The organism is Streptomyces sp. WY228 (genome assembly GCF_019287315.1).
In the GTDB taxonomy this organism is placed as follows: Bacteria; Actinomycetota; Actinomycetes; order Streptomycetales; family Streptomycetaceae; genus Streptomyces; species Streptomyces caviscabies.
In genome coordinates this window covers 7,161,313-7,184,071 of sequence record NZ_CP079114.1, presented here as the reverse complement: position 1 = coordinate 7,184,071, position 22,759 = coordinate 7,161,313, and the positions used below count along the sequence as shown (strand labels likewise).

The following is a 22,759-nucleotide window of genomic DNA, read 5'->3' as shown; positions in this document are numbered from 1 at the left end:
GTGCTACTCGCCGCCGCCGAAGGCCGCGTCGAAGGAGGCCGACGGCGGGTCGAAGTCGAACCGCTTCAGGCTGGCAAGCGCTTCCGGAGCGCCGTGCAGCCGGTCCATGCCGGCGTCCTCCCACTCCACGGAGACCGGGCCCTCGTAGCCGATGGACCGGAGCATCCGGAAGACGTCCTCCCAGGGCACGTCACCGTGGCCGGCCGAGACGAAGTCCCAGCCGCGCCGGGGGTCGCCCCAGGGCAGATGCGAGCCGAGGCGGCCGTTGCGTCCGTCGAGACGCTTGCGGGCCTCCTTGCAGTCCACGTGGTAGATCCGGTCGCGGAAGTCGTAGAGGAAGCCGACCGGGTCGAGGTCCTGCCAGACGAAGTGGCTCGGGTCGAAGTTCAGCCCGAACGCGGGCCGGTGGTCGACCGCTTCGAGGGCGCGCTTGGTGGTCCAGTAGTCGTAGGCGATCTCGCTCGGATGCACCTCGTGGGCGAAGCGCACCCCCTCGGCGTCGAAGACGTCCAGGATCGGGTTCCAGCGCTCGGCGAAGTCCTCGTAGCCCCGCTCGATCATGTGCGGCGGGACGGGCGGGAACATCGCGACCAGGTGCCAGATCGAGGAGCCGGTGAAGCCGATGACCGTGTCGACGCCGAAGGCGGCGGCGGCCCGGGCGGTGTCCGCGATCTCCGCGGCGGCCCGCTGCCGTACGCCTTCGGGCTCGCCGTCGCCCCAGATGCGGGCGGGCACGATGCCCTGGTGGCGTTCGTCGATCGGGTGGTCGCAGACGGCCTGGCCGACCAGGTGGTTGGAGATCGCGAAGCACTTCAGCCCGTACTTGTCGAGCAGTTGGTGCCTGCTGTCCAGGTACCCGGGATCGGCGAGCGCCTTGTCGACCTCGAAGTGGTCGCCCCAGCAGGCGAGTTCGAGTCCGTCGTAGCCGAAGTCGCGGGCGTGGCGGCAGACCTCCTCCAGCGGGAGGTCGGCCCACTGGCCGGTGAAGAGGGTGAAGGGGCGGGGCATGGGCGGCGACCTCCTAGGCGGGGACCGGAGTGTGGACGGAGTTCTTGGCGGCGCTCTCCTCGACGGCGGCGAGCACCCGCTGCACCTGGAGTCCGTCCGCGAACGAGGGCCGGGGCGCGGTGCCTTCGGCGATCGTGTGGATCACGTCGCGGGCCTGGTGGACGAAGGTGTGCTCGTAGCCGAGGGCGTGGCCCGGCGGCCACCAGGCCTCCAGGTAGGGGTGCTCGGGCTCGGTGACGAGGATGCGCCGGAAGCCCGCGGTGGCGGCGGGTTCGGTGTGGTCGTGGAAGGACAGTTCGTTGAGCCGCTCCAGGTCGAAGGCGAGCGAGCCCAGCTCCCCGTTGATCTCCAGGCGCAGGGCGTTCTTGCGCCCCGCCGCCATCCGGGTGGCCTCGAAGGAGGCCAGTGCGCCGGAGGCGAGGCGGCCGGTGAAGATCGCCGCGTCGTCCACGGTCACCTCGCCGCGTTCCACCGTGTCGGCGCTGCCGGAGAGCCCGGCCGAGGCCCCGGAGAGCAGGGGCCTCTCCCGTACGAAGGTCTCGGAGACGGCGGACACGCCGGTGATCAGCTCGCCCGACAGGAACTGGGCGAGGTCGACGATGTGCGCGCCGAGGTCGCCGAGCGCGCCGGACCCGGCGTGTTCGCGCTTGAGCCGCCAGGTGAGCGGGGAGGCGGGGTCCACCAGCCAGTCCTGGAGGTAGGTGGCCCGCACATGGCGCAGCGGGCCGAGCCGGCCGTCCGCGATGAGCCGGCGGGCGTAGGAGATCGCGGGCACCTTGCGGTAGTTGAAGCCCACGATGGCCATCTGGCCGCGTGCGGCGGCCGCTTCGGCGGCGCGGACCATCGCCTCCGCCTCGTCGACGTTGTTGGCGAGCGGCTTCTCGCACAGCACGTGCTTGCCCGCCTCCAGGGCGGCGATGGCGATCTCCGCGTGGCTGTCGCCCGGGGTGCAGATGTCGATCAGCTGGACGTCGTCCCGGGCGATCAGGGCCCGCCAGTCGGTCTCCGCCGCGGCCCAGCCGTGCCGGGCGGCGGCGGCTTCGACCGCCGTCCGGTCGCGTCCGCAGATCGCGGCGAGAGCGGGCCGCAGCGGCAGATCGAAGACGTGTCCTGCGGTGCGCCACCCCTGGGAGTGGGCGGCGCCCATGAACGCGTATCCGACCATGCCGACCCCGAGCGTTCCCGGCGCCTGCCGCGGCGGGGTTGCTGGGGTCTGCGTTTCCGTCTCTTGACTACGGGCCATGCGGACTTCCTCCTCGTCGGTGTGCGGTAACGGGCCGGGGGATGCGCTCTCCGCATCCCCCGGAGTCCCGGTCAGTTGAAGCCCGTCGGCAGGTACTGGTCGATGTTGTCCTTCGTCACGACCGCGGAGTACAGGGTCAGCGAGGTGGGGATCTCCATCTCGGAGAGGCCGCTGACGCCCTTGCCCTGGCCGAGCGCCCGCGCCAGGTCGATCGCGGACGCGGCCATCGTCGGCGGGTAGAGGACGGTCGCCTTGATGACCGAGTCGTCGGCCTTGATGGCGTCCATCGCGGACTTGGCGCCGGCGCCGCCGACCATGATGAACTCGTCGCGGCCCGCCTGCTTGATGGCGCGCAGCGCTCCGACGCCCTGGTCGTCGTCGTGGTTCCACAGGGCGTCGAACTGCTTCTGCGCCTGGAGGAGCTGGGCCATCTTCGCCTGACCCGACTCGACGGTGAAGTCGGCCGCCTGACGGGCCACCAGCTTGATGTTGGAGTAGTTCTTGAGGGCGTCGGCGAAGCCCTGGCTGCGCTGCTTGGTCAGCTCCAGGTTGTCGATCCCGGCGAGTTCGACGACCTTGGCGTTCGGCTTGTCCTTGAGCTGCTCGCCGATGTAGTGCCCGGCGTTGAGGCCCATGCCGTAGTTGTCCCCGCCGACCCAGCAGCGGTAGGCCTGCGGGGAGGCGAAGATGCGGTCCAGGTTGACGACCGGGATGCCCGCCCGCATCGCTTCCAGGCCGACCTGGGTGAGCGCCTTGCCGTCGGCGGGGAGGACGACGAGGACGTCGACCTTCTTGTTGATGAGGGTCTTGACCTGGCCGATCTGGGCGGCGGTGTCGTTGGAGCCCTCGGTGATCTCCAGGGTGACGTCGGAGTACGTCTCCGCCCGGGACTTGGCGTTCACGTTGATCGCGTTGAGCCAGCCGTGGTCGGCCTGCGGTCCGGCGAAGCCGATGGTGACCGCCTTGCCCGGCTTGTCGTCGGCGGGCGCGCTGTTGCCCGCGGGCTCCGTCTTCTTGGGCTCGTTGCTGGTACAGGCGGTGAGGAGCGCGCCCGCGGAGACGGCGGCGGTTCCGAACAGCAGCCCTCTGCGGCTGGTTTCTGGCATGACGGTCTGACCCTTCATCCGGTGGGTGCTACGAGGTGCGGGTGCGGGGAGGTGCGTTGTGGGGCGCTCGGGTGCGGTCGGGCGCGCGGTCAGGTCTCCCTGCCGCGCATGGTGCGGCGCTGGACCAGGACGGCGGCGACGATGATGGCGCCCTTGGCGATCTGCTGGACGTCGCTCTGGAGGTTGTTGAGCGCGAAGATGTTGGTGATCGTGGTGAAGATCAGGACGCCGAGCACGGAGCCGACGATGGTGCCGCGGCCGCCGCTGAGGAGGGTTCCGCCGATGATCGCGGCGGCGATGGCGTCGAGCTCGTACAGGTTGCCGTTGGTGTTCTGGCCGGAGCCGGCCAGCACGATCAGCATGAAGGCGGCGATGCCGCAGCACAGCCCGGACAGCAGGTAGAGGTACAGGCGCTGACGGCGGACGTCGATGCCGGCGAGCCGGGCGGCCTCCGCGTTGCCGCCGACGGCGACGGTGCGGCGGCCGAAGGTGGTCCGGTTGAGGATCAGCCAGCCGACGACGGTGACCGCGGCGAACATGATGACCAGCGGCGGGATGCCGAGGATGTAGGAGTCGGGCAGGCCGAGGTCGAGGACCGAGTCGACGGTGACGATCTGGGTCTTGCCGTCGGTGATCTGGAGGGCGAGTCCGCGGGCCGAGGCGAGCATGGCCAGCGTCGCGATGAACGGGACCATGCCGCCGTACGCGATGAGGACGCCGTTCACGAGTCCGGCGGCGAGGCCGACGATCACCGCGGTGAACGCGATGCCCGCGAAGCCGTACTCCTGGGTGGCCAGGGTCGTCGCCCACACCGAGGCGAGGGCGACCATCGCTCCGACGGAGAGGTCGATGCCGCCGCTGATGATGACGAAGGTCATGCCGACGGTGACGACACCGATGACGGAGGCCTGGGTCAGGATCAGCTGGAGGTTGCCGGTGTCCAGGAAGGCGTCCGGTTCGGTGATGCCGCCGACCAGGATCAGGGCGGCGAGGACACCGAGCAGGGACAGGATCCGGACGTCGAGCCGCAGTCCGAGGGCCGGCCTGCCGCTGCCCGGCTTCGCGGGCGGTGCGTCGGAGGGGCCGGTGGGAGCCCCCTTGTCCGGCCCGTTGTGCTGCGCCGACGGGGCGGGCTGTGTCATGGCGTCGGGCTCCCTTCCATCACGAGGTCGAGTACGCGGTGCTCGTCGAGCTCCTGGGCGGGGGCCGTGTGGACCACTTCGCCCTCGCGGAGGACCAGCACCCGGTCGGCGAGGCCCAGGACTTCGGGCACTTCGCTGGAGACGAGCAGGACGGCGAGGCCTTCGTCGGCCAGCCGGCGGATCACGGCGTAGAGCTCGGCGCGCGCGCCGACGTCGACGCCACGGGTGGGTTCGTCCAGCAGCAGGACCCGGCAGCCGCGCAGCAGCCAGCGGGCGAGGACGGCTTTCTGCTGGTTGCCGCCGGAGAGGGTGCGGACGGCGGCGTCCGGGTTGTCGGGCCGCATCTGCAGTTCGCGGGTGGCGCTCCGCGCGGCCTTCCGCTCGCCGCCCCGGTCGATCCAGCCGATCCGGGCGAAGCGGGAGAGCGAGGAGACGGAGACGTTACGGGTGACCGACTCGGTCATCAGCAGGGCCTGGGCCTTGCGTTCCTCGGGGGCGAGGCCGATGCCCGCGGCGACGGCGGCGCGGACGCTGCCGGGCCGGAGCTGCTTGCCCGCCACGGTGACGGTTCCGGTGCTCGCCTTGCGGGCGCCGTAGATCGTCTCCAGGATCTCCGAGCGGCCCGAGCCGACGAGTCCGGCCAGGCCGACGATCTCGCCGGGCCGCAGTTCGAGGTCGACGGGCGCGAACTCGCCCTTGCGGGAGAGGCCTTGGACCCGGAGCACCGGTTCGGCGGTGGCGGAGGCCGGCTCTTCGGGGCGCGGCGGGAAGACATAGGCGACGTCGCGGCCGGTCATCATGGCAACGATGTCGCGCGTGGGGGTGTCGGCGGCGGGCAGTCCGACGGCGACGGTCCGGCCGTCCTTGATGACGGTGACCCGGTCGCCGATGCGGCGGATCTCCTCCAGCCGGTGCGAGATGTAGACGACCGCCACCCCGTCGGCGGTGAGGCCGTCGACGATCCGGAAGAGGTTGTCGACCTCGTCGGGGTCGAGGGCGGCGGAGGGTTCGTCCATCACGATGAGCCGGACGTCGTGGGAGAGCGCCCGTGCCATGGAGACGATCTGCTGCTGGGCGGCGGAGAGGTCGCCGACGTGCCGGGCCGGGTCGATCTCCGGGTGGCCGAGGCGGGCCAGCAGCGCTTTCGCCGCCGAACGCCCCTCCCCCGTACGGACGATGAAGCCCGCACTGGTCGGCTCGTGGCCGAGGAAGACGTTCTCGGCGACCGACAGGCCTTCGACCAGGTCGAGTTCCTGGTAGATGGTGGCGATGCCCAGGCGCATGGCGGCGATCGGCGACTTGAGCTGGACGGTTTCGCCGCGCCAGGTGATCTCGCCGTCGTTGGGCTGGTGGGCTCCGGCGAGCACCTTGATGAGGGTGGACTTGCCCGCACCGTTCTGGCCGAGGAGGCAGTGGACCTCGCCGGCCTGGACTTCCAGGTCGACGCCGTCCAGGGCGCGCACGCCCGGGAAGAGCTTGGTGATGCCTGACATGGTGAGCAGGGGTGGTTCTGGTGCCATGACGAATCCCCTCGGCGAATGGGGTCTCCCCTGCTCGGGCGGTGCCGAGGGGCCGGGGAGGGCCGGTGAGCGGACAGGGCGCAGGGCTGGAGGTGCCGTGGAGCCGGCGGCACCGCGAACGGCTGCTGACTGAAGAGGTGGTTCCGTGGAGCGTGGTGCGTACGGCAGCTGACGGGGTGGTGCGTCGTGCGGCCTGGGGTCAGGCCGGCGAGAAGAGGTGGTCGCTGATGAGCCGGGCCGCGCCGATCACTCCGGCGGTGGGCCCCAACTCGCCCAGCACGATGGGGAGGTTGCCGGTGGCCAGGGGCAGGGACTGCTTGTAGACCTGGGTGCGGACACTGGCGAGGAGGTTGTGACCGAGGCCGGTGACCCCGCCGCCGATCACCACCAGACCGGGATTGAAGAAGCTGACCAGGCTCGCGATGACCTGGCCGAGTCGGTTGCCGCCCTCACGGATGAGGTCGAGGGCGGCGGCGTCGCCGGCCGCGGCGGCGGCCGCCACATCGGCGGCGGTGAGGCGGCCCGCTGTCTCCAGCCGGGCGGCGAGCTCGGGCGAGCGGCCCTCCCGGGCGGCGTCCTCCGCGTCGCGGGCGAGCGCGGCACCGCTGAAGTGGGCTTCCAGGCAGCCCTTGTTGCCGCAGGCGCAGGGCCGGCCGTCCGGGTCCACCTGGATGTGCCCGATGTCGCCGGCGCTGCCGGTCGTACCGCGGTAGACCTCGCCGCCGACGACGATGCCGCAGCCGATACCCGTACCGATCTTGACGCAGAGGAAGTCGCCCACGGAGCGGGCGACGCCCGCGTGCTGCTCCCCCATCGCCATGAGGTTCACGTCGTTGTCGACCATGACGGGGCAGCCCAGCTCCTGGCTGAGCGCCTCGCGGACCGGGAAGCCGTCCCAGCCGGGCATGATCGGCGGCGCGACCGGCACGCCCTCGGGGAAGCGGACGGGGCCGGGAACCCCGATGCCCGCGCCGTCGAAGCCCTCGGCGAGCCCGGAGGCCCGCAGTTTGGCGGCCAGCGACAGGACCTGCTCGAAGACGGCGACGGGTCCTTCGCGCACGTCCATCGGGTGGTTGAGGTGTCCCAGTACCTCCAGCTCCGCGTTGGTGACGGCCACGTCTATCGAGGTGGCGCCGATGTCGACGCCGAGGAACCGCAGTTCGGGAGCGAGCCGGATGTTGTGCGAGCGGCGCCCGCCGCGCGATGCGGCGAGTCCGTCGGCCACCACCAGGCCGGTCTCCAGCAGCCGGTCCACCTCGACGGCGAGCTTCGAGCGGGAGAGATCGACCTGATCGCCCAGTTGCGCACGGGAGTTGGGTCCCCCGTCGCGCAGCAGCCGGAGCAGCCGCGCCTGATGCGCGTTCGCGGGTCGTGCCGTCATACGTCTCACGCGTCCCTCCCCGCCACATCGGCCAGTCCGTCGGGCTTTCGAGGGGAACGTAGCAGCGCTTTCCCGGAGTGGGAAGAAGTTGCGCAGGAATCGGCCCCAACTTTTTCCACACTCAGGACAAAGGTCGGCGGGGAGGGGTCACGGAGATCGACGGGGCGGCAGTACGAAGGTCTACGGGGAGGGGTCGTGGAGCTCCGCGGAGGCGGTCAGGGGCAGCGGATGACCTGGCCCGCGTAGGAGAGGTTCCCGCCGAATCCGAAGAGCAGGACGGGCGCTCCGGAGGCGACCTCGCCGCGCTCGACCAGCTTGGACAGGGCCATCGGGATGGAGGCGGCCGAGGTGTTGCCGGAGTCCACCACGTCCCGGGCGATGACGGCGTTGACCGCGCCGATCTTGCGGGCGACCGGCTCGATGATCCGCAGATTGGCCTGGTGCAGGACGACCGCGCCCAGGTCCTCCGGGGCGATGCCGGCCTTCTCGCAGACCTGCCGGGCGATCGGGGGGAGCTGGGTGGTGGCCCAGCGGTAGACGGACTGGCCCTCCTGCGCGAAGCGCGGCGGCGTGCCCTCGATCCGCACCGCGTTGCCCATCTCCGGCACCGAGCCCCACAGCACCGGTCCGATGCCGGGCCCGTCCGGGGTGTCGGGGGCGGCCGGGTCGGCGGTGACGACCGCGGCGCCCGCTCCGTCGCCGAGCAGCACACAGGTGGAGCGGTCGGTCCAGTCCGCGATGTCGGCCATCTTGTCGGCGCCGATCACCAGCGCCCGGGTGGCCGCACCGGCGCGGATCGTGTGGTCGGCGGTGGCCAGCGCGTGCGTGAAGCCGGAGCACACCACATTGATGTCCATCACCGCGGGCGACCCCATGCCGAGCCGGGCCGCGACCCGCGCCGACATGCTCGGGGACCGGTCGATCGCGGTGGAGGTGGCGACGAGGACCAGATCGATGTCCGAGGCCTGCAGACCGGCCGCGGCCAGCGCCTTGGCTGCCGCGTGCGCGGCCATCTCGTCCACCGGCTCGTCGGGGCCACCCACATGGCGGGTCTTGATGCCGACCCGGCTGGTGATCCACTCGTCGCTCGTGTCGACCATGGCCGCCAGGTCGTCGTTGGTGAGCACCTTGGCGGGCTGGTAGTGGCCGAGCGCCACGACACGTGAGCCGGTCATACGGGTTCCCATCGTCAGGTAGGGCAGGAAACATCCAGTCTTGGTCGCTACCGCCGGGTACGGGGGCACGTGATCCCACAGATATCCGGCCCACACGTTGGAGCATTGACAACAGCCTGGTCAGCGTGCTGAACAGGCGACGGCGACACGCCGGTGCGGGTGCCGGACAATGACGGAGTCAGGTTTCGGCTTCCGCCCACGGACACGGAAGCCGCCGCACACGGACAGAATCGGGTTCACATCCATGGGACGGGTCACCGAACGCCGACGCACCCTCCGCATCCGGGACGGTGCCGTCTCCTCCCGCGCGGACACCCTGGTGGCGGAGGAACCGCTGGAGATCCGGCTGAACGGCCGGCCGCTGGCCATCACCATGCGGACGCCGGGCGACGACTTCGCGCTGGCCGCGGGCTTCCTGGTCAGCGAGGGGGTGATCGCCGAGGGGGACGAGGTCCAGTCGATCGTCTACTGCGCCGGGGCCACGGCGGACGGTGTGAACACCTACAACGTGGTGGACGTGAAGCTCGCGCCCGGGGTCCGGGTCCCCGACATCACGCTGGAGCGGAACGTCTACACCACCTCCTCGTGCGGCCTGTGCGGCAAGGCCAGCCTGGACGCGGTACGCACCACGACCCGGCACCCGGTGGCCGACGCTCCCCCGGTGCGGGTCACTCCGGAACTGCTGTCCGCCCTCCCGGACCGGCTGCGCGCCGAGCAGCAGGTGTTCGACCGGACGGGAGGTCTGCACGCCGCCGCGCTGTTCTCCGAGGAGGGCGAGCTGCTGGACGTCCGCGAGGACGTCGGCCGGCACAACGCGGTCGACAAGCTGGTGGGCCGCGCGCTCACGGACCATCGGCTGCCCCTGTCGCGGGCCGTGCTGCTGGTGTCGGGGCGGGCCTCGTTCGAGCTGGCGCAGAAGGCCGTGATGGCGGGGATCCCGGTGCTCGCGGCGGTCTCGGCCCCGTCCTCGCTGGCCGTGGACCTGGCGGCGGAGAGCGGACTGACGCTGGTCGGCTTCCTGCGGGGCCCGTCGATGAACGTGTACGCCGGTGAGCACCGGATCGCGCTGGAGGCGGCGGCGCCGCAGGTCCGACCCGCCTGAGGGACCGGGGCGGCCGCTCTCCGCTCACCGCCCCGGGTATCCGCCGTGCACCAGGCCGCCGCTCACTCCCCCGCGAAGGCCAGGCCCTCGGCGGCCAGCGCCTCGCGGAGGACCCCGATCGCCTTCGGGCCGACCCCGTGCAGCGCGAGCACCTCCGCGGCGGTCACGGTCGTGAGCTGGGCGAGGCGGGTGTAGCCCGCCGCCCGCAGAGCGCCGCGGGCCGGATTGCCCGCCCCGTGCGGGAAGTCATCGGCGGGCGTACCGGGCTCGTCACTCATGGCATTCCCTCGCTGCCGGCTACCGGCTACCGTAACCGGTGGGTCCGACAACGCCCCGGAGGCGGCGGCCGGGCCTCCGTGCGGTTCCGGGTCACGGGAGCGGCGTTTGGCGATCACCGCGCAGACCATCAGCTGCATCTGGTGGAAGAGCATCAGCGGCAGCACGGCCAGGCTCGCGTGCGCCCCGAAGATGACGCTCGCCATCGGCAGCCCGGCCGCCAGGCTCTTCTTCGAACCGGCGAACTGGATGGCGATCCGGTCCTCCCGGTCGAACCCCAGCCGCCGTGCCCCGTACCAGCTCAGGGCGAGCATCAGCGCCAGCAGGACCACCTCGGCGGCGAGCAGCCCGCCGAGCCGGGCCGGGGTGACCTGGTGCCAGACCCCCGCGACCATCCCCTGGCTGAACGCGGTGTAGACGACGAGGAGGATGGACCCCCGGTCGACCAGTCCGAGCACCTTCTTGTGCCGGACGAGGAAGCCGCCGACCCAGCGGCGCAGCAGCTGTCCGGCGAGGAACGGGACGAGCAGCTGGAGCACGATCCGCAGCAGCGAGTCCGCCGAGAAGCCGCCCCCGGTCGAGCCGAGGAGCAGGGCGGCGAGGAGCGGGGTCACGAAGATCCCGGCGAGGCTGGAGAAGGATCCGGCGCAGATCGCCGCGGGCACATTGCCCCGCGCGATCGAGGTGAAGGCGATGGACGACTGGATCGTCGAGGGGACCAGGCACAGGAAGAGGAAGCCTGCCTGGAGCTCGGGCGTCAGCACGTACGGCACCAGGCCGTGGCTTGCCAGCCCCAGCAGCGGGAAGGCGACGAAGGTGCAGGCCAGGACGGTGAGGTGGAGGCGCCAGTGCTTGAGCCCGTCGAGCGCCTCGGCCGTGGAGAGCCGCGCCCCGTAGAGGAAGAACAACAGGGCGACCGCGCCGGTGGAGGCCCCGCCCGCCACCTCGGCGGCGGCGCCCCGGGCGGGCAGCAGCGCCGCGAGGGCCACGGTCGCGGCCAGCGCCAGGATGTAGGCGTCGACCGGCAGCCAGGACGGCGGTCGCGGAAAGCGGCGGGTCATGTGCTCGGGGCTCCGGCGGTAGGCGTTTCGGTCCGGCGTCCATCCTGCTCCCGTACCGCGCCATCGGGAATCCGGTATTCCACTCTGACTGTCATCACGGAACCCGATAACGTGGCTCCATGGACGCCACGTACGACCCCGCCCAGCTGCGTACGTTCCTCGCCGTGGCCCAGACGCTCAGCTTCACCCAGGCCGCGCGCCGGCTCGGGATCCGCCAGTCCACGGTCAGCCAGCATGTGCGGCGGCTGGAGGAGGCGACCGGGCGGCAGCTGTTCGCCCGGGACACCCATCGCGTCGATCTCACCGAGGACGGCGAGGCGATGCTCGGCTTCGCGGGGACGATCCTGTCGGCGCACGAGCGGGCCGCGGCGTTCTTCGCGGGCACCCGGCTGCGCGGCCGGCTGCGGTTCGGGGCCTCCGAGGACTTCGTGCTGACCCGGCTCCCCGAGATCCTGGAGTCCTTCCGCCGCGACCATCCGGAGGTCGAGCTCCAGCTCACCGTGGAGCTGTCCGGGACGCTGCACCGGCAGCTCGAAGCGGGCCGGCTGGACCTGGTGCTGGCCAAGCGGCGTACCGGTGACACCCACGGCGAACTGATGTGGCAGGACGCGCTGGACTGGATCGGCGCACCCCAGCTGCGGGTCGATCCGGAGCGCCCCGTGCCGCTGGTCGTCTTCCCGCCGCCGGCCATCACCCGGGCCCGCGCCCTGGAGGTGCTGGAGGAGCACGGTCGGGCCTGGCGGATCGCCTGTACGAGTACGAGCCTGAGCGGTCTGGTCGCGGCGGCGCGGGCGGGCCTGGGGGTGATGGCGCACTCGCGCGGGATGGTCCCGCCGGGCCTGGTGCCGGTTCCGGCCAGGACGGGGCTGCCTGAGCTCGGCACCGTCGACTTCGTCCTGCTGCACGGGAACCGCCGGGGCGCGTCCCAGGAGGCGGCCGACGCGCTGGCCTCAGCGATCCTGGCGGGCGGCGACCGGCTGCACCGCGGGACCGGCCGCTAGCGGCAGCCTCCCGCTCGCCGCCTCCGGCGCGGGCCCGCGGTGGTAACGGCGGGCGGATTCGGTGGAGATTCCGGCGCGAGCCGCTTACCCCTCCGTCAGAACTGGACCGGGCGGACGCCCGAGCCTTGCCCATCTGGCCGGATTTCGACGGTTGACCTGTGCGGACGACTCGGTGTGCGGCGGCTCCGGGCCCCTCCCGCCGGGCCCCGCCTTGGGGTAGCGTCGCGGCGCTGTGCGGAGCGCCACTAGGAGCATGTCATTGCGCGATTTCACTGTCCCACCCATGGCGGCGGCGCCTCAAGTCGGCGGTCTGGCCGATGTGGTCTTCGACTACGCGGAGGACGATCCGCACCGCGTCGCGCTCGGCCGCAAGGACGCCGGGGGCCAGTGGCGTGATGTGACCTCCGGGGAGTTCCGCGATTCCGTGCTGGCCCTGGCCAAGGGGCTGATCGCGCACGGGGTGCGGTTCGGCGACCGGGTCGCGCTGATGTCCCGTACGCGCTACGAGTGGACGCTCTTCGACTTCGCGCTCTGGACCGTCGGGGCCCAGTCGGTGCCGATCTACCCGACCTCCTCCGCCGAGCAGGTCCTGTGGATGCTGCACGACGCCGAGGTGGTGGCGGTGATGGTCGAGCACGAGGACCACTCCATGACCGTCGGTTCGGTGATCGACCGGCTGCCGCATCTGAAGCGGCTGTGGCAGCTGGACGCCGGAGCGGTGGACGAACTGGTCGCGGCGGGCGCGGGCATCGACGACGAGGTGGTGCAGCGGCACCGGCGCGCGGTGACGCCCGATTCCGTGGCGACCGTCATCTACACCTCGGGGACGACGGGCCGCCCCAAGGGGTGCGTGATCACGCACGCGAGCTTCATGTTCGAGAGCGACACGATGGTCACGCGCTGGGAGCCGGTGTTCCATTCCAAGCCCGGCGACGAGGCGGCCACGCTCCTCTTCCTGCCGCTGGCCCATGTCTTCGGGCGGATGGTCGAGATCGCCGCGGTCCGCGGCCGGGTCAAGCTCGGCCATCAGCCGGAGCTGTCGGCGAACGCGCTGATGCCGGACCTGATGACGTTCCGGCCGACGTTCATCCTGGCGGTGCCGTACATCTTCGAGAAGGTGTTCAACGGGGCCCGGCGCAGGGCCGAGGCGGAGGGCCGGGCCGGGCCGTTCGAGAAGGCCGTCGACATCGCGGTGAAGTACGCGGAGGCCCTGGAGCAGAAGGCGTTCGGGGACGGTCCCGGTCCTTCGGCCGGGCTGCGGATGCAGCACCAGTTCTTCGACAAGGTCGTCTACAAGAAGGTCCGCGACGCGATGGGCGGCCGGGTGCGGCACGCGATGTCGGGCGGCTCGGGGATGGACCGCCGGCTCGGGCTGTTCTTCGCGGGCGCCGGGGTGACGGTCTTCGAGGGGTACGGGCTCACCGAGTCGACCGCCGCGGCGACGGCGAACCCTCCGGAGCGGACCCGGTACGGCACGGTCGGGCAGCCCATCCCCGGCACCTCGGTGCACATCGCGGACGACGGCGAGGTGTGGGTGCACGGGCCGAACGTGTTCTCCGGCTATCTGGGCAACCCGGCGGCCACCCGGTCGGTGCTGCAGGACGGCTGGCTGGCGACCGGGGACCTCGGTGCGCTGGACGAGGACGGCTATCTGACGATCACCGGGCGGAAGAAGGAGATCCTGGTGACGTCCGGCGGCAAGAGCGTCTCGCCGGCCGGCCTGGAGGAACGCGTACGGGCGCATCCGCTGGTGGCGCAGTGCATCGTCGTCGGCAACGACCGCCCGTACATCGCGGCGCTGGTCACCGTCGACCAGGAGTCCGTGGAGCACTGGCTGACGATGCAGGGCCGCACCCCGCTGGGCCCGGCCGACCTGGTGCGCGACCCGGACCTGGAGATGGAGGTCCGACGGGCGGTGGTGGCCGCCAACACGGCGGTGTCGCAGGCCGAGTCGATCCGTACGTTCCGGATCCTGGCCCATCCGTTCACCGAGGAGCTGGGGCTGCTGACGCCCTCGCTGAAGCTGAAGCGGAAGGCGATCGAGACGGCGTACGCGGTCGAGGTCGACGCGCTCTACCACTGACCGGCGGCCACGGGAATGCCTGGACCCGCCCGGTCGTTGTCGTGGGGAGTCACCAACCGACGACGTTAGGATCGATCGCTCGTGAGCCAGGTCCCCTCCATCACCCTCAACAACGGCCTCGACATGCCGCAGCTCGGTTTCGGCGTCTGGCAGGTGCCGGACGACGAGGCGGAGAAGGCGGTCGCCACGGCCATCGAGACCGGGTACCGGAGCATCGACACCGCCGCGATCTACGCGAACGAGACGGGCACCGGCAAGGCCATCGCCGCCTCCGGCGTCGCCCGCGACGAGCTCTTCGTCACCACGAAGCTGTGGAACAGCGAGCAGGGCCACGACAGCACGCTGCGCGCCTTCGACGCCTCGCTGGACAAGCTCGGCCTGGACTACGTCGACCTGTACCTGATCCACTGGCCGGTCCCGGTGAAGGACGCGTACACCGACACGTACAAGGCGTTCGAGAAGATCCTCGCCGACGGCCGTGCGAAGGCCATCGGCGTGTCGAACTTCCACCCCGAGCACCTGAAGCGGCTGCTCGCCGAGACCTCCGTCGTCCCGGCCGTCAACCAGATCGAGCTGCACCCCCAGTTCCAGCAGGCCGAGTCCCGCGCCTTCCACGCCGACCACGGCATCGCCACCGAGGCGTGGTCGCCGCTGGGCCAGGGCAAGGGCCTGCTGGAGGTGCCGACGGTCGTCGCCATCGCCCGGAAGCACGGCCGCACCCCCGCCCAGGTGGTGCTGCGCTGGCACCTGCAGACCGGCAACATCGTGATCCCGAAGTCCGTGACCCCGTCGCGGATCAAGGAGAACCTCGATGTGTTCGGCTTCGAGCTGGACGCCGACGACCTGGCCGCCTTCGCGGCCCTGGACGAGGGCAGGCGGCTCGGCCCCGACCCGGCGGAGTTCACGGTCGGCGCCTGAGCCGACGGCCGGCGTCGATCGGGGAGACGGAAATCATGAGCGGCGGACTGGCGCCCGTGGTCGAGGCGGGTCCGTACCGCCTGCGCAACGTCGGCAGCCGGCTGCTGCTGGAGGTGTACGGCGCGGCCAAGGGCAGCGGGGCCCGGGTCCAGCAGGGCCAGGACGACGGGACGGCCGCGCAGGTGTGGCGGCTGTCCCCGGTGCACGAGGGCGCGGCCCTCTTCCACCTGGTCAACGAGCACAGCGGGAAGCGGCTGGACGTGGCAGGCGCCGACACGTCGAACGGCACCCGTATCCAGCAGTGGAAGGCCAACAACTTCGGCGCCCAGGAGTGGCTGATCGAGCAGCATCCGGAGGCCCCCGGAACGGTGACGCTGGTGAGTTTCATCAGCGGTCTCGCCATGGAGGTCGCGGACCGTTCCACCGAGGACGGCGGCTCGATTCAGCAGTGGGAGGACACCGACTCCCCCTTCCAGTGGTGGCGGTTGGAGCCGGTGAGGTAGCGCACCGGGGCCGCCGGCTCAGTCGGCGCGGCGGCCCAGGTGCACCGTGCGGGCGGTAAGCAGGTGGACGTCGGGGCGGTGGTGCAGGCCTTCGGGGTCCTCGGGGTCCAGCAGCCGTTCCAGTACGGCGCTGTCCTCGGCCGTCAGCAGGTCGCCGAGCACGTCGCGCTCGCGGGTGATGCTCGCGACGACATGGTCGCGGGCGGCCGGGGAGAGCGGGGCGGGCAGGTCGAGGAGGAAGCTGCGGGTGCCCTGCGGGACGAGGCCGACCGCGGTGAAGAGAGCACTCCAGTCCTCGGTCTCCCGCTTGGCTCCCGGGAGTTCGGACCGCATGCGCTCGAAGCGCGTGGCGGCGGCCGCGGTCATCCGGGCCTCCAGACCGGGCTGTCCGATGCCGATGTCGCGGGGCAGCCGCCGGGCGGGCAGGCCGCCCTCGACGAGCGCGACCGTGCCGCCGGGCCGCAGAAGCCCGGCGAATCCGGCCAGCGCGGCGCGCTGGTCGCCCAGATGGTGCAGGGAGTTGCCCGCCCAGATCAGATCGGCCTCGCCCAACCGGTCGAAATGATCGGGGAGTTCGGCCTCCAGGGTCCGGAAGCGGTCGATCACGCCGAGGCGTCGGGCCCGGTTCTTCGCCCGTTCCAGCAGAGCGGGCGTGGCGTCCACGGCCACCACCTCGGCCTCCGGGAAGACCTCGGCCAGCAGACAGGAGACGACACCGGGACCGCTGCCGACGTCCAGGACCCGGCGGACCTTCGGCGCGGTGGGCAGGGCGGCGATCCAGCGGGCCGCCTCCTCGTACTGGGTACCGTTGAGTTCGGCTTCCCGCTCCAGCAGGGGACCCAGGACGTCCCAGTCGATGTCGGCGGGGTGCGCTTCGTGGTGGCCGTGACCGGCGTGGCTGCTCATGGGGTCAGCCTCCCCGGACGGGACGCACGCGGCAAGCTTCTTTGCCGGTCCGGCAAATCGAGGCGGCCGCCGCGGACGACGCCCCGCACGGCCGAACCGGAACGTTCTTCGCCGCGGTCGGCCCGGCGGAATACACCACCCGTACACCGACCGAACGGTAGGCGGAGCACACATATTGCCGGGGTGACTCCGGGCCCATAACTTTCCCTTATGGAGCTGGAGTTGCGCCATCTACGTACGGTCCGTGCCATAGCCGACACCGGCAGCCTCACCAAGGCCGCCGCCACGCTGGGGCTTGCCCAGCCCGCTCTCAGCGCTCAGCTGCGGCGGATCGAGAAGGCCCTGGGCGGCGCTCTCTTCGACCGCGACCACACCGGGGCGCGGGCCACCCCGCTCGGCGAACTGGTGCTGGAGCGGGCCCGGGTGGTCCTGCCCGCGGTCAGCGAACTGCAGGCGGAGGCCGTGCGGTTCGCCAATGCCACGGGGTCGCTGGACCGGTTCCGGCTGGGCGGCACGCACGGTCCGCTGCTCGGCGGCCTGGTGGACCGGATGGCCGCCGCGCACCCGTCGGTGCCGGTGTCGACGTACACCTCGTGGTCGGTGGCCGAGATCGCCTCGCTGGTGATCGACGGGCGGCTGGACTTCGCACTGATCGGCACCTGCGGCGAGAGTCCGCCGCCGCTGGCGGACCGGCTGTCCTGGGAGGTCGTCGGGGTGGATCCGGTCTTCGTGATGCTGCCGGAGGATCACGCCCTGGCCGGCGAAGCGGAACTGGATCTCGCCGCGCTCGCGGACGAGTGCTGGGCGGACGTGCCGGGCGACGGCTGCTTCGCCGACTGTTTCACCGCGGCCTGTGCGCGGTCGGGCTTCACCCCGGTGTCGGTGTACGAGACGGACACCTCGTCCGTCGTCCACCTGGTGCAGGTGGGGCGGGCGATCGGGCTGTGCCGGGCGACGTTCCCGCCGACGCCCGGCGTGGTGACCCGACCGCTCGCCGGTGCGCCGCTCAGCTGGCGTCATCTGGTGGGCTGGCACCCGCACTCCCCCGCCGCGGACGCCGCGGCGGGGACGGTGGCCGGGGCGACCCGCGCGGCGTACGCGGAGGCGGTGTCGCGCAGCCCGGTCTACGCGCAGTGGCTCGGCGCGAACCCGCGGTTCGGCACGGTGGCCTGAGCCAAAGCGGCCTCCCGGTGCGCCGGGCTATTCGGCTCCGTGGGCCGGGGCGGCGGACGCCACCCGGGCGGCGAGCGCGAGGTCCTTCTCGGTGACCGCGCCTCCCGCGTCGTGCGTGTGGACGGAGAGGGCCACCGTGTTGTATCCGAGGGTCAGATCGGAGTGGTGGTTCAGCTCGTCCTGGATCCGCGCGATGTGGACCGTCAGCGCGGCGGCGGCGAAGTGGGAGGGCAGCCGGAAGGTCCGGGTGATCCGGTCCCCCTCCAGCGCCCAGCCGGGCAGGCTCTCCAGCCGGCGGTCGATCTCGGTCGGCGACAGCGGTTCGGCGCTCATGGAACGGCTCCCGTGGGTCTCGGTTGCTCACGTCTCGGTGGGCCGGCGTACACGTCACAGCGGCCCGTACCGGCCCCGGCCCGCCGGTGACGTTACGGTCTTGGCATGACGACTGTCTCGCCCGACACGGGAGTGGGGCCGCTGCTGCGCGACTGGCGCGAGCAGCGGCGCATCAGCCAGTTGGAGCTGGCCCTGCGCGCGGACTCCTCGGCCCGCCACATCTCCTTCATCGAGACGGGCCGCTCCCGGCCCAGCGAGGACATGGTCCTGCGGCTGGCCGAGCAGCTGGACGTCCCGGTCCGGGAGCGCAACGCGCTGCTCGTGGTCGCCGGTTACGCGCCCCGCTACGCGCAGACGCCGCTCGACGACCCCGCGATGGCCGCCCTGCGCGAAGGGCTCGACCGGCTGCTGGCGGCGTACGAGCCGTATCCGGCGCTCGTGGTGGACGGCGTCTACGGCGTGGTGGCGGCCAACCGGGGCATCGCGCTGCTGCTGGAAGGCGTGTCGGAGAAGCTGCTGGCCCCACCGGTGAACGCCATGCGGCTCACCCTCCACCCGGACGGGCTCGCCCCGCGCATCGTGAACCTCGCCGCGTGGCGGGCGGACCTGCTGGCGCAGATGGACCGGCAGATCGCCCTCGTACGCTCGCCCGAGCTGCGCGCGCTGTACGACGAGGTCGCCGCCTATCCCGTACCCGCACGGGCGGACGGAACGGACGGCACGGGGCCGGATCGGGGGCGGGAGCAGGAGCGGCCCGCCGCGTTCGCGCTGCCGATGCGGCTCGAACACGGGGGCCGGGTCCTGTCGTTCGTGTCGTCGATCGCGACGTTCAACACGCCCATGGACGTGACGGTGGCCGAGCTGGCCATCGAGACGTTCCTTCCCGCCGACCGCGGGACCGCCGCCTATCTGCACGCCCACGTACCGTCCTGACCCGGCCCCTTCCTGTCACCTCGGACGCGGGCCCGTCACCTCGGACGCGGTTCTGTCAGCTCAGACGCGGGCTCCGTTGTCGAGCGGGTCGCGGCGCTTCGGGCGGGGCTTGCCGCGCGCCGTGCCCTTCCCCTTGCCCGGTACGGGCGGCGGGGCCTTGGCGGTCCGCTCCAGGACGAGAGCCCCCGGTACGGCGGTGAACACCGAGGACCAGGTGCCGACGACGATGCCGATGAGCAGGGCGAGCGCGAAGTCGGCGAGCGAGTCGCCGCCCAGCACCGCGAGGGCGGCCAGGATGAACAGGGCGCCCATCCCGGTGTTCACCGTGCGAGGAACGGTCTGCAGGACGGCCCGGCGGGAGATGGTGTCCAGAGGTGTCTTCCGGTTGGTCCCCCACAGCTCGCGGACCCGGTCGAAGACCACCACCGAGTCGTTGACCGAGTAACCGATGACGGTGAGCAGGGCGGCCAGGAAGATGCCGTCCACCGGCCGCCCCAGCCAGGCGAAGGCGCCCACCACGAGGATCACGTCGTGCACCATGGCCCCGACGGAGGCCACGGCGAATGTCCAGCGGAAGCGGACCGCCAGATAGGCCAGTTGCACGGCCACCGCGACCGCCAGGGCGATCAGCGCGTTGCGCCGCAGTTCGTCGCCGAGGCTCGGGCCGATCAGCTCGTCCCGGACCTTCGTCGTCTCGCCGCCCTCCTCGGCGAGGGCGGCCCGCAGGGCGTGTTCGCCGTCGTTGTCGAGCTTCCCGGTGCGTACGGACAGATCGCCGTCGCCGGCCGTGGTGACCTCGGCGTCGCCGAACCCGGCGGCGGTGAGCGCGTCCCGGGCCGTCTCGACGTCGACCGGCCTGCTGGTGGAGTACTCGACCAGCCGGCCCCCGGTGAACTCGACGCCCAGGTCGATCCCGCGCACCACGATCCCGGCCACCGCGACGACGACCAGCGCCGCCGAGACGACGAGCCAGCGGACCGGCTTCCGGAAGAGCCGCGGATCCTTGCGGACCAGCCAGGTCCGTACGGCGCCGGGGCGCCCGATGCCGTTGACGCCGCGGTAGTCGCTGACGAAGCGGGTGTTCGCGGCGATCTCGGTGAGCGCGCGGGCGATGACCAGCGCGGAGAACATCGAGGCGAGGACGCCGATGGCGAGGGTGACGCCGAAGCCCTTGACCGGGCCCGAGCCCAGGAAGAAGAGCAGTCCGGCGGCGATCAGGGTGGTGACGTTGGAGTCGGCGATCGCGCTCCACGCCTGCTGGAAGCCGGTGGTCAGCGCGGAGCGCAGCGAGCGTTTCGGCCGCTCCGCGCACTCCTCCCTGGCCCGTTCGAAGACCAGGACGTTCGCGTCGACCGCCATGCCGATCGCGAGGACGAAACCGGCGAGGCCGGGGAGGGTCAGCGTGACGCCGAGGGCGACGAGCGCGGCGTAGGAGATCACCCCGTACGCGCCGAGCGCCACGGCGGCCAGCGCGCCGAAGAGGCGGTAGACGACGGTGATGAAGAGTGCGGTGGCGGCGGCCCCGATGAGGGCCGCCTGCATGCTCGCGTCGATGGCCGCCGCTCCGAGCGTCGGGCCGACGGTCCGCTGCTCGACGATCTCGACGGGTACGGGCAGGGCCCCGCCCTTGATCAGCAGCGCCAGGTCACGCGCCTCGTCCGCGCCGAACGAACCGGTGATCTGGGTGGCCCCGGACGGCAGTCCGGCCCGGCAGCCGACCGAGGGGTCGACCTGCGGTGAGGAGATGATCTTCTCGTCGAGGACGATGGCGACCCGGCGCCGGTCGTCCCCGGCCGGATGGCAGGCGGCCTCGCCGGTCAGCCGCTTCCAGTCCTGGCCCGCGTCCTTGCGGAATTCGAGCGAGACGCTCCAGCCCGCTCCGCCCTGCGCGTCGAACCCGGCGGTGGCGTCCTCGACGCCCGCGCCGGAGAGCCGGCTGGGGCCGAGCGCGAGGGGGCGGCCCTGTTCGTCGGGGAGGGTCAGCCGCTCGGGGTCGGCCGGGTCGGAGTCCGGGGTCTTCCCATCCGGCTCCTCGGCCGCCGGGCCCTCGACCGCGTGGAAGCTGAGCTGAGCCGTCCGGCCGATCACCTCGGTGGCCTGGCGCGGATCCTGGACGTCGGGCAGTTCGACGATGATCCGGTCCTCGCCGGAACGGGTCAGATTCGGTTCGGAGACGCCCAGCGAGTCGATCCGCTGGCGCAGCACCTCCAGGGTGCGGTCGGTGGTCTCCCGGTCCGCCTGGACGGTGGCGGTGTCCCGGGCCTGGAGCACGATACGGGTGCCGCCCTGGAGATCGAGGCCGAGTCTGGGCGACATGGTCAAGGTGATGAAGACGGAGACGAGCAGAACGGCGGCAGCCAGAACCGCTCGCACCACGGTGGCGCGAGTCATGGAGATCCTCCGGTGGGGCGTCGAGCGCCCTCACCTCAGTGAGGACGCGACGCCGATGCGGCAGATGCGGAACAGGACGGATGACCGGTCGTGGGACCGGTGGTCGTCCTGCCCGGAGGCCCCCGGACACCGGGGAGCGCGCCCCTGCGGCTGCCGGGCACGTCGAAGGTGTCCGTGGCGGTCCGCCGTACTCCGGCGCACGGCTCGGCGAGCCCCGGCGGAGCGGGCGTCAGCGCGTCGTGCGGGGGCGGCGGGGCGTGCAGGAGCAGATACGGCCGGCCGCTGCCCGCCCGCGGAGCCTGCGCCGGATCGGCCGCCGCCCGGGGCCGCTCGTGCCCGGCCCGCGCCACCGCACCGGTGTGGTGGCGCTCGGAGTGATCGGTCCGCGCGTGATCGGTCCCGGTCCGGTGGGTCGTCGGTGCGGCGGACACCGAGGTCACGGTGGTGGCGGCGGGGGCGCCGGCGGACATGGCGGCGGGCGCCGTGCTCCGGGCGGTCAGGGCGGGTGCCGCGCCGCTCGCCGTGGCGGCACCACCCACCAGGGTGAGAACGGTGAGCAGCAGCGCGGACAGCACGGACCGCACCCGGAACGCGTTCTCCCGGGGCCGTCCCGGGTACCGCGTCACCTCGGTCGGCCGGAGTGCTCGGGCGGCGCCGTCCGGTGGCGGAGCACGGAGCTGAGGATCTGTCCGGCGCCCCGGACGACCGTGGTCGACGGGTCGTCGGCCAGGCGCACCCGGGTGCCGAGGCAACGGGCGATGCGGTCGGTGACATCGGCCCGCAGCGCGCCGCCGCCCGCGAGCACCGGGCCCTTGCGCAGGGCTCCACGGATCGCACCGTGCCGGTCGTGCCGCCACATGGAGGTGATCATGTCGAGCACCGTGCGGACGAGGGCGGCGGGCAGCGCCGCCGGATCGAGGCCGTCGAGATCGTCGAGCCCGCTCTCGGCCTGCCGGGCGTCGGCGACCAGGCCGCCCACCAGGAGCGTGACCTCGGTCAGCTCGGCCCCCATGTCGACGACGAGCAGCGGGCCCGCCTCCCTCGGACCGGCGTACGCGGCGGCGGCCCGGGCGCTGCTGAGGACCACGACCCGCGTCGTCCCGAGCCCGGCGAGCAACGCGCGCGCGGCGGTACGGTGTTCGGCCCCGGCGAGCACCGGGTGGCTGAGGACGATCACGCTGTCGCTGCGGTCGGGGCCCAGAGCCGCGTCGGCGATCCGGCCGAGCAGCCGCCCGCAGGACTCGGGGTCGACGATGCGCCCGCGCCGGACCGGCCGTTCGGCGCCCCCGTGGGGGGCGGAGGCGGGGTACGGGTCGAGAACCAGGCCCCGGCCGGGCACCCAGGCCCGGGTACGGGAGCTGCCGAGGTCCAGGGCCAGACCCCGGGCGGCCGGAACGGCATCCGCTGCGCCCAGCGTGCCCGGCACGCCCTCGTGCCGGCGGTACGTCCGGAGGCCCGCGTGGGAACGGCCTGCCCCGAACGCCCCGGCACCGCTTCCGTCACG

At 72.3% G+C, this 22,759-nt stretch carries 19 protein-coding genes and 1 pseudogene; 7 read left to right on the top strand and 13 right to left on the bottom strand.

Going from position 1 to position 22,759, the window contains the following annotated elements; translation table 11 throughout:
• Positions 1–3: 3 nt before the first annotated feature.
• From KV381_RS31495 to KV381_RS31465, 7 genes are all read right to left on the bottom strand, one after another.
• A complete protein-coding gene (locus tag KV381_RS31495; protein ID WP_030076081.1) occupies positions 4–1,008 on the bottom strand; it encodes a sugar phosphate isomerase/epimerase in 1,005 nt (334 codons plus the stop codon).
• 13 nt (positions 1,009–1,021) lie between these two features.
• Positions 1,022–2,251, bottom strand: coding sequence for a Gfo/Idh/MocA family protein (locus KV381_RS31490; protein WP_098025643.1), 1,230 nt, complete (start codon positions 2,249–2,251; stop codon positions 1,022–1,024).
• A gap of 71 nt (positions 2,252–2,322) precedes the next feature.
• Positions 2,323–3,357 (bottom strand): substrate-binding domain-containing protein, encoded by a 1,035-nt coding sequence (locus KV381_RS31485; protein ID WP_030076077.1) that lies wholly within the window; start codon positions 3,355–3,357, stop codon positions 2,323–2,325.
• Between the two features lie 89 nt (positions 3,358–3,446).
• Entirely contained in the window at positions 3,447–4,499 is a 1,053-nt protein-coding gene (locus tag KV381_RS31480) for an ABC transporter permease (RefSeq protein ID WP_030076075.1), read from the bottom strand.
• Positions 4,496–6,019 carry a sugar ABC transporter ATP-binding protein gene (locus tag KV381_RS31475; RefSeq protein WP_086777547.1) on the bottom strand — a complete coding sequence of 508 codons (1,524 nt, stop codon included), beginning with the start codon at positions 6,017–6,019 and terminating at the stop codon, positions 4,496–4,498. Before KV381_RS31475 ends, KV381_RS31480 begins: the two co-directional genes overlap by 4 nt.
• A 199-nt stretch (positions 6,020–6,218) precedes the next feature.
• A complete protein-coding gene (locus tag KV381_RS31470) occupies positions 6,219–7,400 on the bottom strand; it encodes an ROK family transcriptional regulator (protein WP_030076071.1) in 1,182 nt (393 codons plus the stop codon).
• A 215-nt stretch (positions 7,401–7,615) separates the two neighbouring features.
• Positions 7,616–8,575, bottom strand: coding sequence for a beta-ketoacyl-ACP synthase III (locus KV381_RS31465; protein ID WP_030623560.1), 960 nt, complete (start codon positions 8,573–8,575; stop codon positions 7,616–7,618).
• A 244-nt stretch (positions 8,576–8,819) separates the two neighbouring features.
• On the opposite strand from KV381_RS31465, the gene fdhD reads away from it, so the two are divergent.
• On the top strand, positions 8,820–9,677 hold the full coding sequence (gene fdhD / locus KV381_RS31460) for a formate dehydrogenase accessory sulfurtransferase FdhD (protein WP_193462707.1): 858 nt from the start codon (positions 8,820–8,822) through the stop codon (positions 9,675–9,677).
• Between the two features lie 305 nt (positions 9,678–9,982).
• On the opposite strand, the pseudogene KV381_RS31455 reads toward fdhD, so the two are convergent.
• A pseudogene (locus tag KV381_RS31455) lies at positions 9,983–11,014 on the bottom strand (bile acid:sodium symporter family protein); the annotation flags it as partial.
• A gap of 119 nt (positions 11,015–11,133) precedes the next feature.
• Between KV381_RS31455 and KV381_RS31450 the strand changes: the two are divergent.
• The 4 genes from KV381_RS31450 (at position 11,134) to KV381_RS31435 (ending at position 15,519) form a co-directional block, all read left to right on the top strand.
• Positions 11,134–12,015: a LysR substrate-binding domain-containing protein gene (locus KV381_RS31450; protein WP_030083725.1), complete on the top strand. Its 882-nt coding sequence runs from the start codon at positions 11,134–11,136 to the stop codon at positions 12,013–12,015.
• Between the two features lie 283 nt (positions 12,016–12,298).
• Positions 12,299–14,098, top strand: coding sequence for a long-chain fatty acid--CoA ligase (locus tag KV381_RS31445; RefSeq protein ID WP_218786853.1), 1,800 nt, complete (start codon positions 12,299–12,301; stop codon positions 14,096–14,098).
• An 81-nt stretch (positions 14,099–14,179) separates the two neighbouring features.
• Entirely contained in the window at positions 14,180–15,016 is an 837-nt protein-coding gene (locus KV381_RS31440; RefSeq protein ID WP_030083721.1) for an aldo/keto reductase, read from the top strand.
• A gap of 35 nt (positions 15,017–15,051) precedes the next feature.
• Positions 15,052–15,519 (top strand): RICIN domain-containing protein, encoded by a 468-nt coding sequence (locus KV381_RS31435; RefSeq protein WP_218786852.1) that lies wholly within the window; start codon positions 15,052–15,054, stop codon positions 15,517–15,519.
• 18 nt (positions 15,520–15,537) lie between these two features.
• Here the strand turns inward: KV381_RS31435 and KV381_RS31430 are convergent, their stop codons facing one another.
• The gene (locus tag KV381_RS31430; protein WP_098025638.1) at positions 15,538–16,425 is read right to left on the bottom strand and encodes a trans-aconitate 2-methyltransferase; all 888 of its coding nucleotides are present in this window, start codon (positions 16,423–16,425) and stop codon (positions 15,538–15,540) included.
• A 210-nt stretch (positions 16,426–16,635) separates the two neighbouring features.
• Here KV381_RS31430 and KV381_RS31425 point away from each other — a divergent pair, with 210 nt between their 5' ends.
• On the top strand, positions 16,636–17,598 hold the full coding sequence (locus KV381_RS31425; RefSeq protein ID WP_030083715.1) for a LysR family transcriptional regulator: 963 nt from the start codon (positions 16,636–16,638) through the stop codon (positions 17,596–17,598).
• A 27-nt stretch (positions 17,599–17,625) separates the two neighbouring features.
• Here KV381_RS31425 and KV381_RS31420 read toward each other — a convergent pair whose 3' ends face one another.
• Entirely contained in the window at positions 17,626–17,931 is a 306-nt protein-coding gene (locus KV381_RS31420) for a 4a-hydroxytetrahydrobiopterin dehydratase (protein ID WP_007459845.1), read from the bottom strand.
• Positions 17,932–18,036: 105 nt separating this feature from the next.
• Here KV381_RS31420 and KV381_RS31415 point away from each other — a divergent pair, with 105 nt between their 5' ends.
• Positions 18,037–18,864, top strand: coding sequence for a helix-turn-helix domain-containing protein (locus tag KV381_RS31415; protein WP_218786851.1), 828 nt, complete (start codon positions 18,037–18,039; stop codon positions 18,862–18,864).
• Positions 18,865–18,924: 60 nt separating this feature from the next.
• Here the strand turns inward: KV381_RS31415 and secD are convergent, their stop codons facing one another.
• Genes secD through KV381_RS31400 form a run of 3 tightly spaced genes read right to left on the bottom strand, consistent with a single transcriptional unit; the run spans position 18,925 to position 22,594 of the window.
• Entirely contained in the window at positions 18,925–21,255 is a 2,331-nt protein-coding gene (secD, locus tag KV381_RS31410) for a protein translocase subunit SecD (RefSeq protein ID WP_218786850.1), read from the bottom strand.
• A 35-nt stretch (positions 21,256–21,290) separates the two neighbouring features.
• Complete coding sequence (locus tag KV381_RS31405; protein WP_218786849.1) at positions 21,291–21,881, bottom strand: hypothetical protein; 591 nt, start codon at positions 21,879–21,881, stop codon at positions 21,291–21,293.
• Complete coding sequence (locus KV381_RS31400) at positions 21,878–22,594, bottom strand: rod shape-determining protein (RefSeq protein WP_030083706.1); 717 nt, start codon at positions 22,592–22,594, stop codon at positions 21,878–21,880. Before KV381_RS31400 ends, KV381_RS31405 begins: the two co-directional genes overlap by 4 nt.
• Positions 22,595–22,759: the final 165 nt, after the last annotated feature.

What these genes read in the sequence shown, in the direction of transcription:
- KV381_RS31495 (WP_030076081.1), bottom strand. Translation starts at nt 1,008, where the DNA reads ATGCCCCGCCCCTTCACCCTCTTCACCGGCCAGTGGGCCGACCTCCCG.
- KV381_RS31490 (WP_098025643.1), bottom strand. Translation starts at nt 2,251, where the DNA reads ATGGCCCGTAGTCAAGAGACGGAAACGCAGACCCCAGCAACCCCGCCG.
- KV381_RS31485 (WP_030076077.1), bottom strand. Translation starts at nt 3,357, where the DNA reads ATGCCAGAAACCAGCCGCAGAGGGCTGCTGTTCGGAACCGCCGCCGTC.
- KV381_RS31480 (WP_030076075.1), bottom strand. Translation starts at nt 4,499, where the DNA reads ATGACACAGCCCGCCCCGTCGGCGCAGCACAACGGGCCGGACAAGGGG.
- KV381_RS31475 (WP_086777547.1), bottom strand. Translation starts at nt 6,019, where the DNA reads ATGGCACCAGAACCACCCCTGCTCACCATGTCAGGCATCACCAAGCTC.
- KV381_RS31470 (WP_030076071.1), bottom strand. Translation starts at nt 7,400, where the DNA reads ATGACGGCACGACCCGCGAACGCGCATCAGGCGCGGCTGCTCCGGCTG.
- KV381_RS31465 (WP_030623560.1), bottom strand. Translation starts at nt 8,575, where the DNA reads ATGACCGGCTCACGTGTCGTGGCGCTCGGCCACTACCAGCCCGCCAAG.
- fdhD (WP_193462707.1), top strand. Translation starts at nt 8,820, where the DNA reads ATGGGACGGGTCACCGAACGCCGACGCACCCTCCGCATCCGGGACGGT.
- KV381_RS31450 (WP_030083725.1), top strand. Translation starts at nt 11,134, where the DNA reads ATGGACGCCACGTACGACCCCGCCCAGCTGCGTACGTTCCTCGCCGTG.
- KV381_RS31445 (WP_218786853.1), top strand. Translation starts at nt 12,299, where the DNA reads ATGGCGGCGGCGCCTCAAGTCGGCGGTCTGGCCGATGTGGTCTTCGAC.
- KV381_RS31435 (WP_218786852.1), top strand. Translation starts at nt 15,052, where the DNA reads ATGAGCGGCGGACTGGCGCCCGTGGTCGAGGCGGGTCCGTACCGCCTG.
- KV381_RS31430 (WP_098025638.1), bottom strand. Translation starts at nt 16,425, where the DNA reads ATGAGCAGCCACGCCGGTCACGGCCACCACGAAGCGCACCCCGCCGAC.
- KV381_RS31425 (WP_030083715.1), top strand. Translation starts at nt 16,636, where the DNA reads ATGGAGCTGGAGTTGCGCCATCTACGTACGGTCCGTGCCATAGCCGAC.
- KV381_RS31420 (WP_007459845.1), bottom strand. Translation starts at nt 17,931, where the DNA reads ATGAGCGCCGAACCGCTGTCGCCGACCGAGATCGACCGCCGGCTGGAG.
- KV381_RS31415 (WP_218786851.1), top strand. Translation starts at nt 18,037, where the DNA reads ATGACGACTGTCTCGCCCGACACGGGAGTGGGGCCGCTGCTGCGCGAC.
- secD (WP_218786850.1), bottom strand. Translation starts at nt 21,255, where the DNA reads ATGACTCGCGCCACCGTGGTGCGAGCGGTTCTGGCTGCCGCCGTTCTG.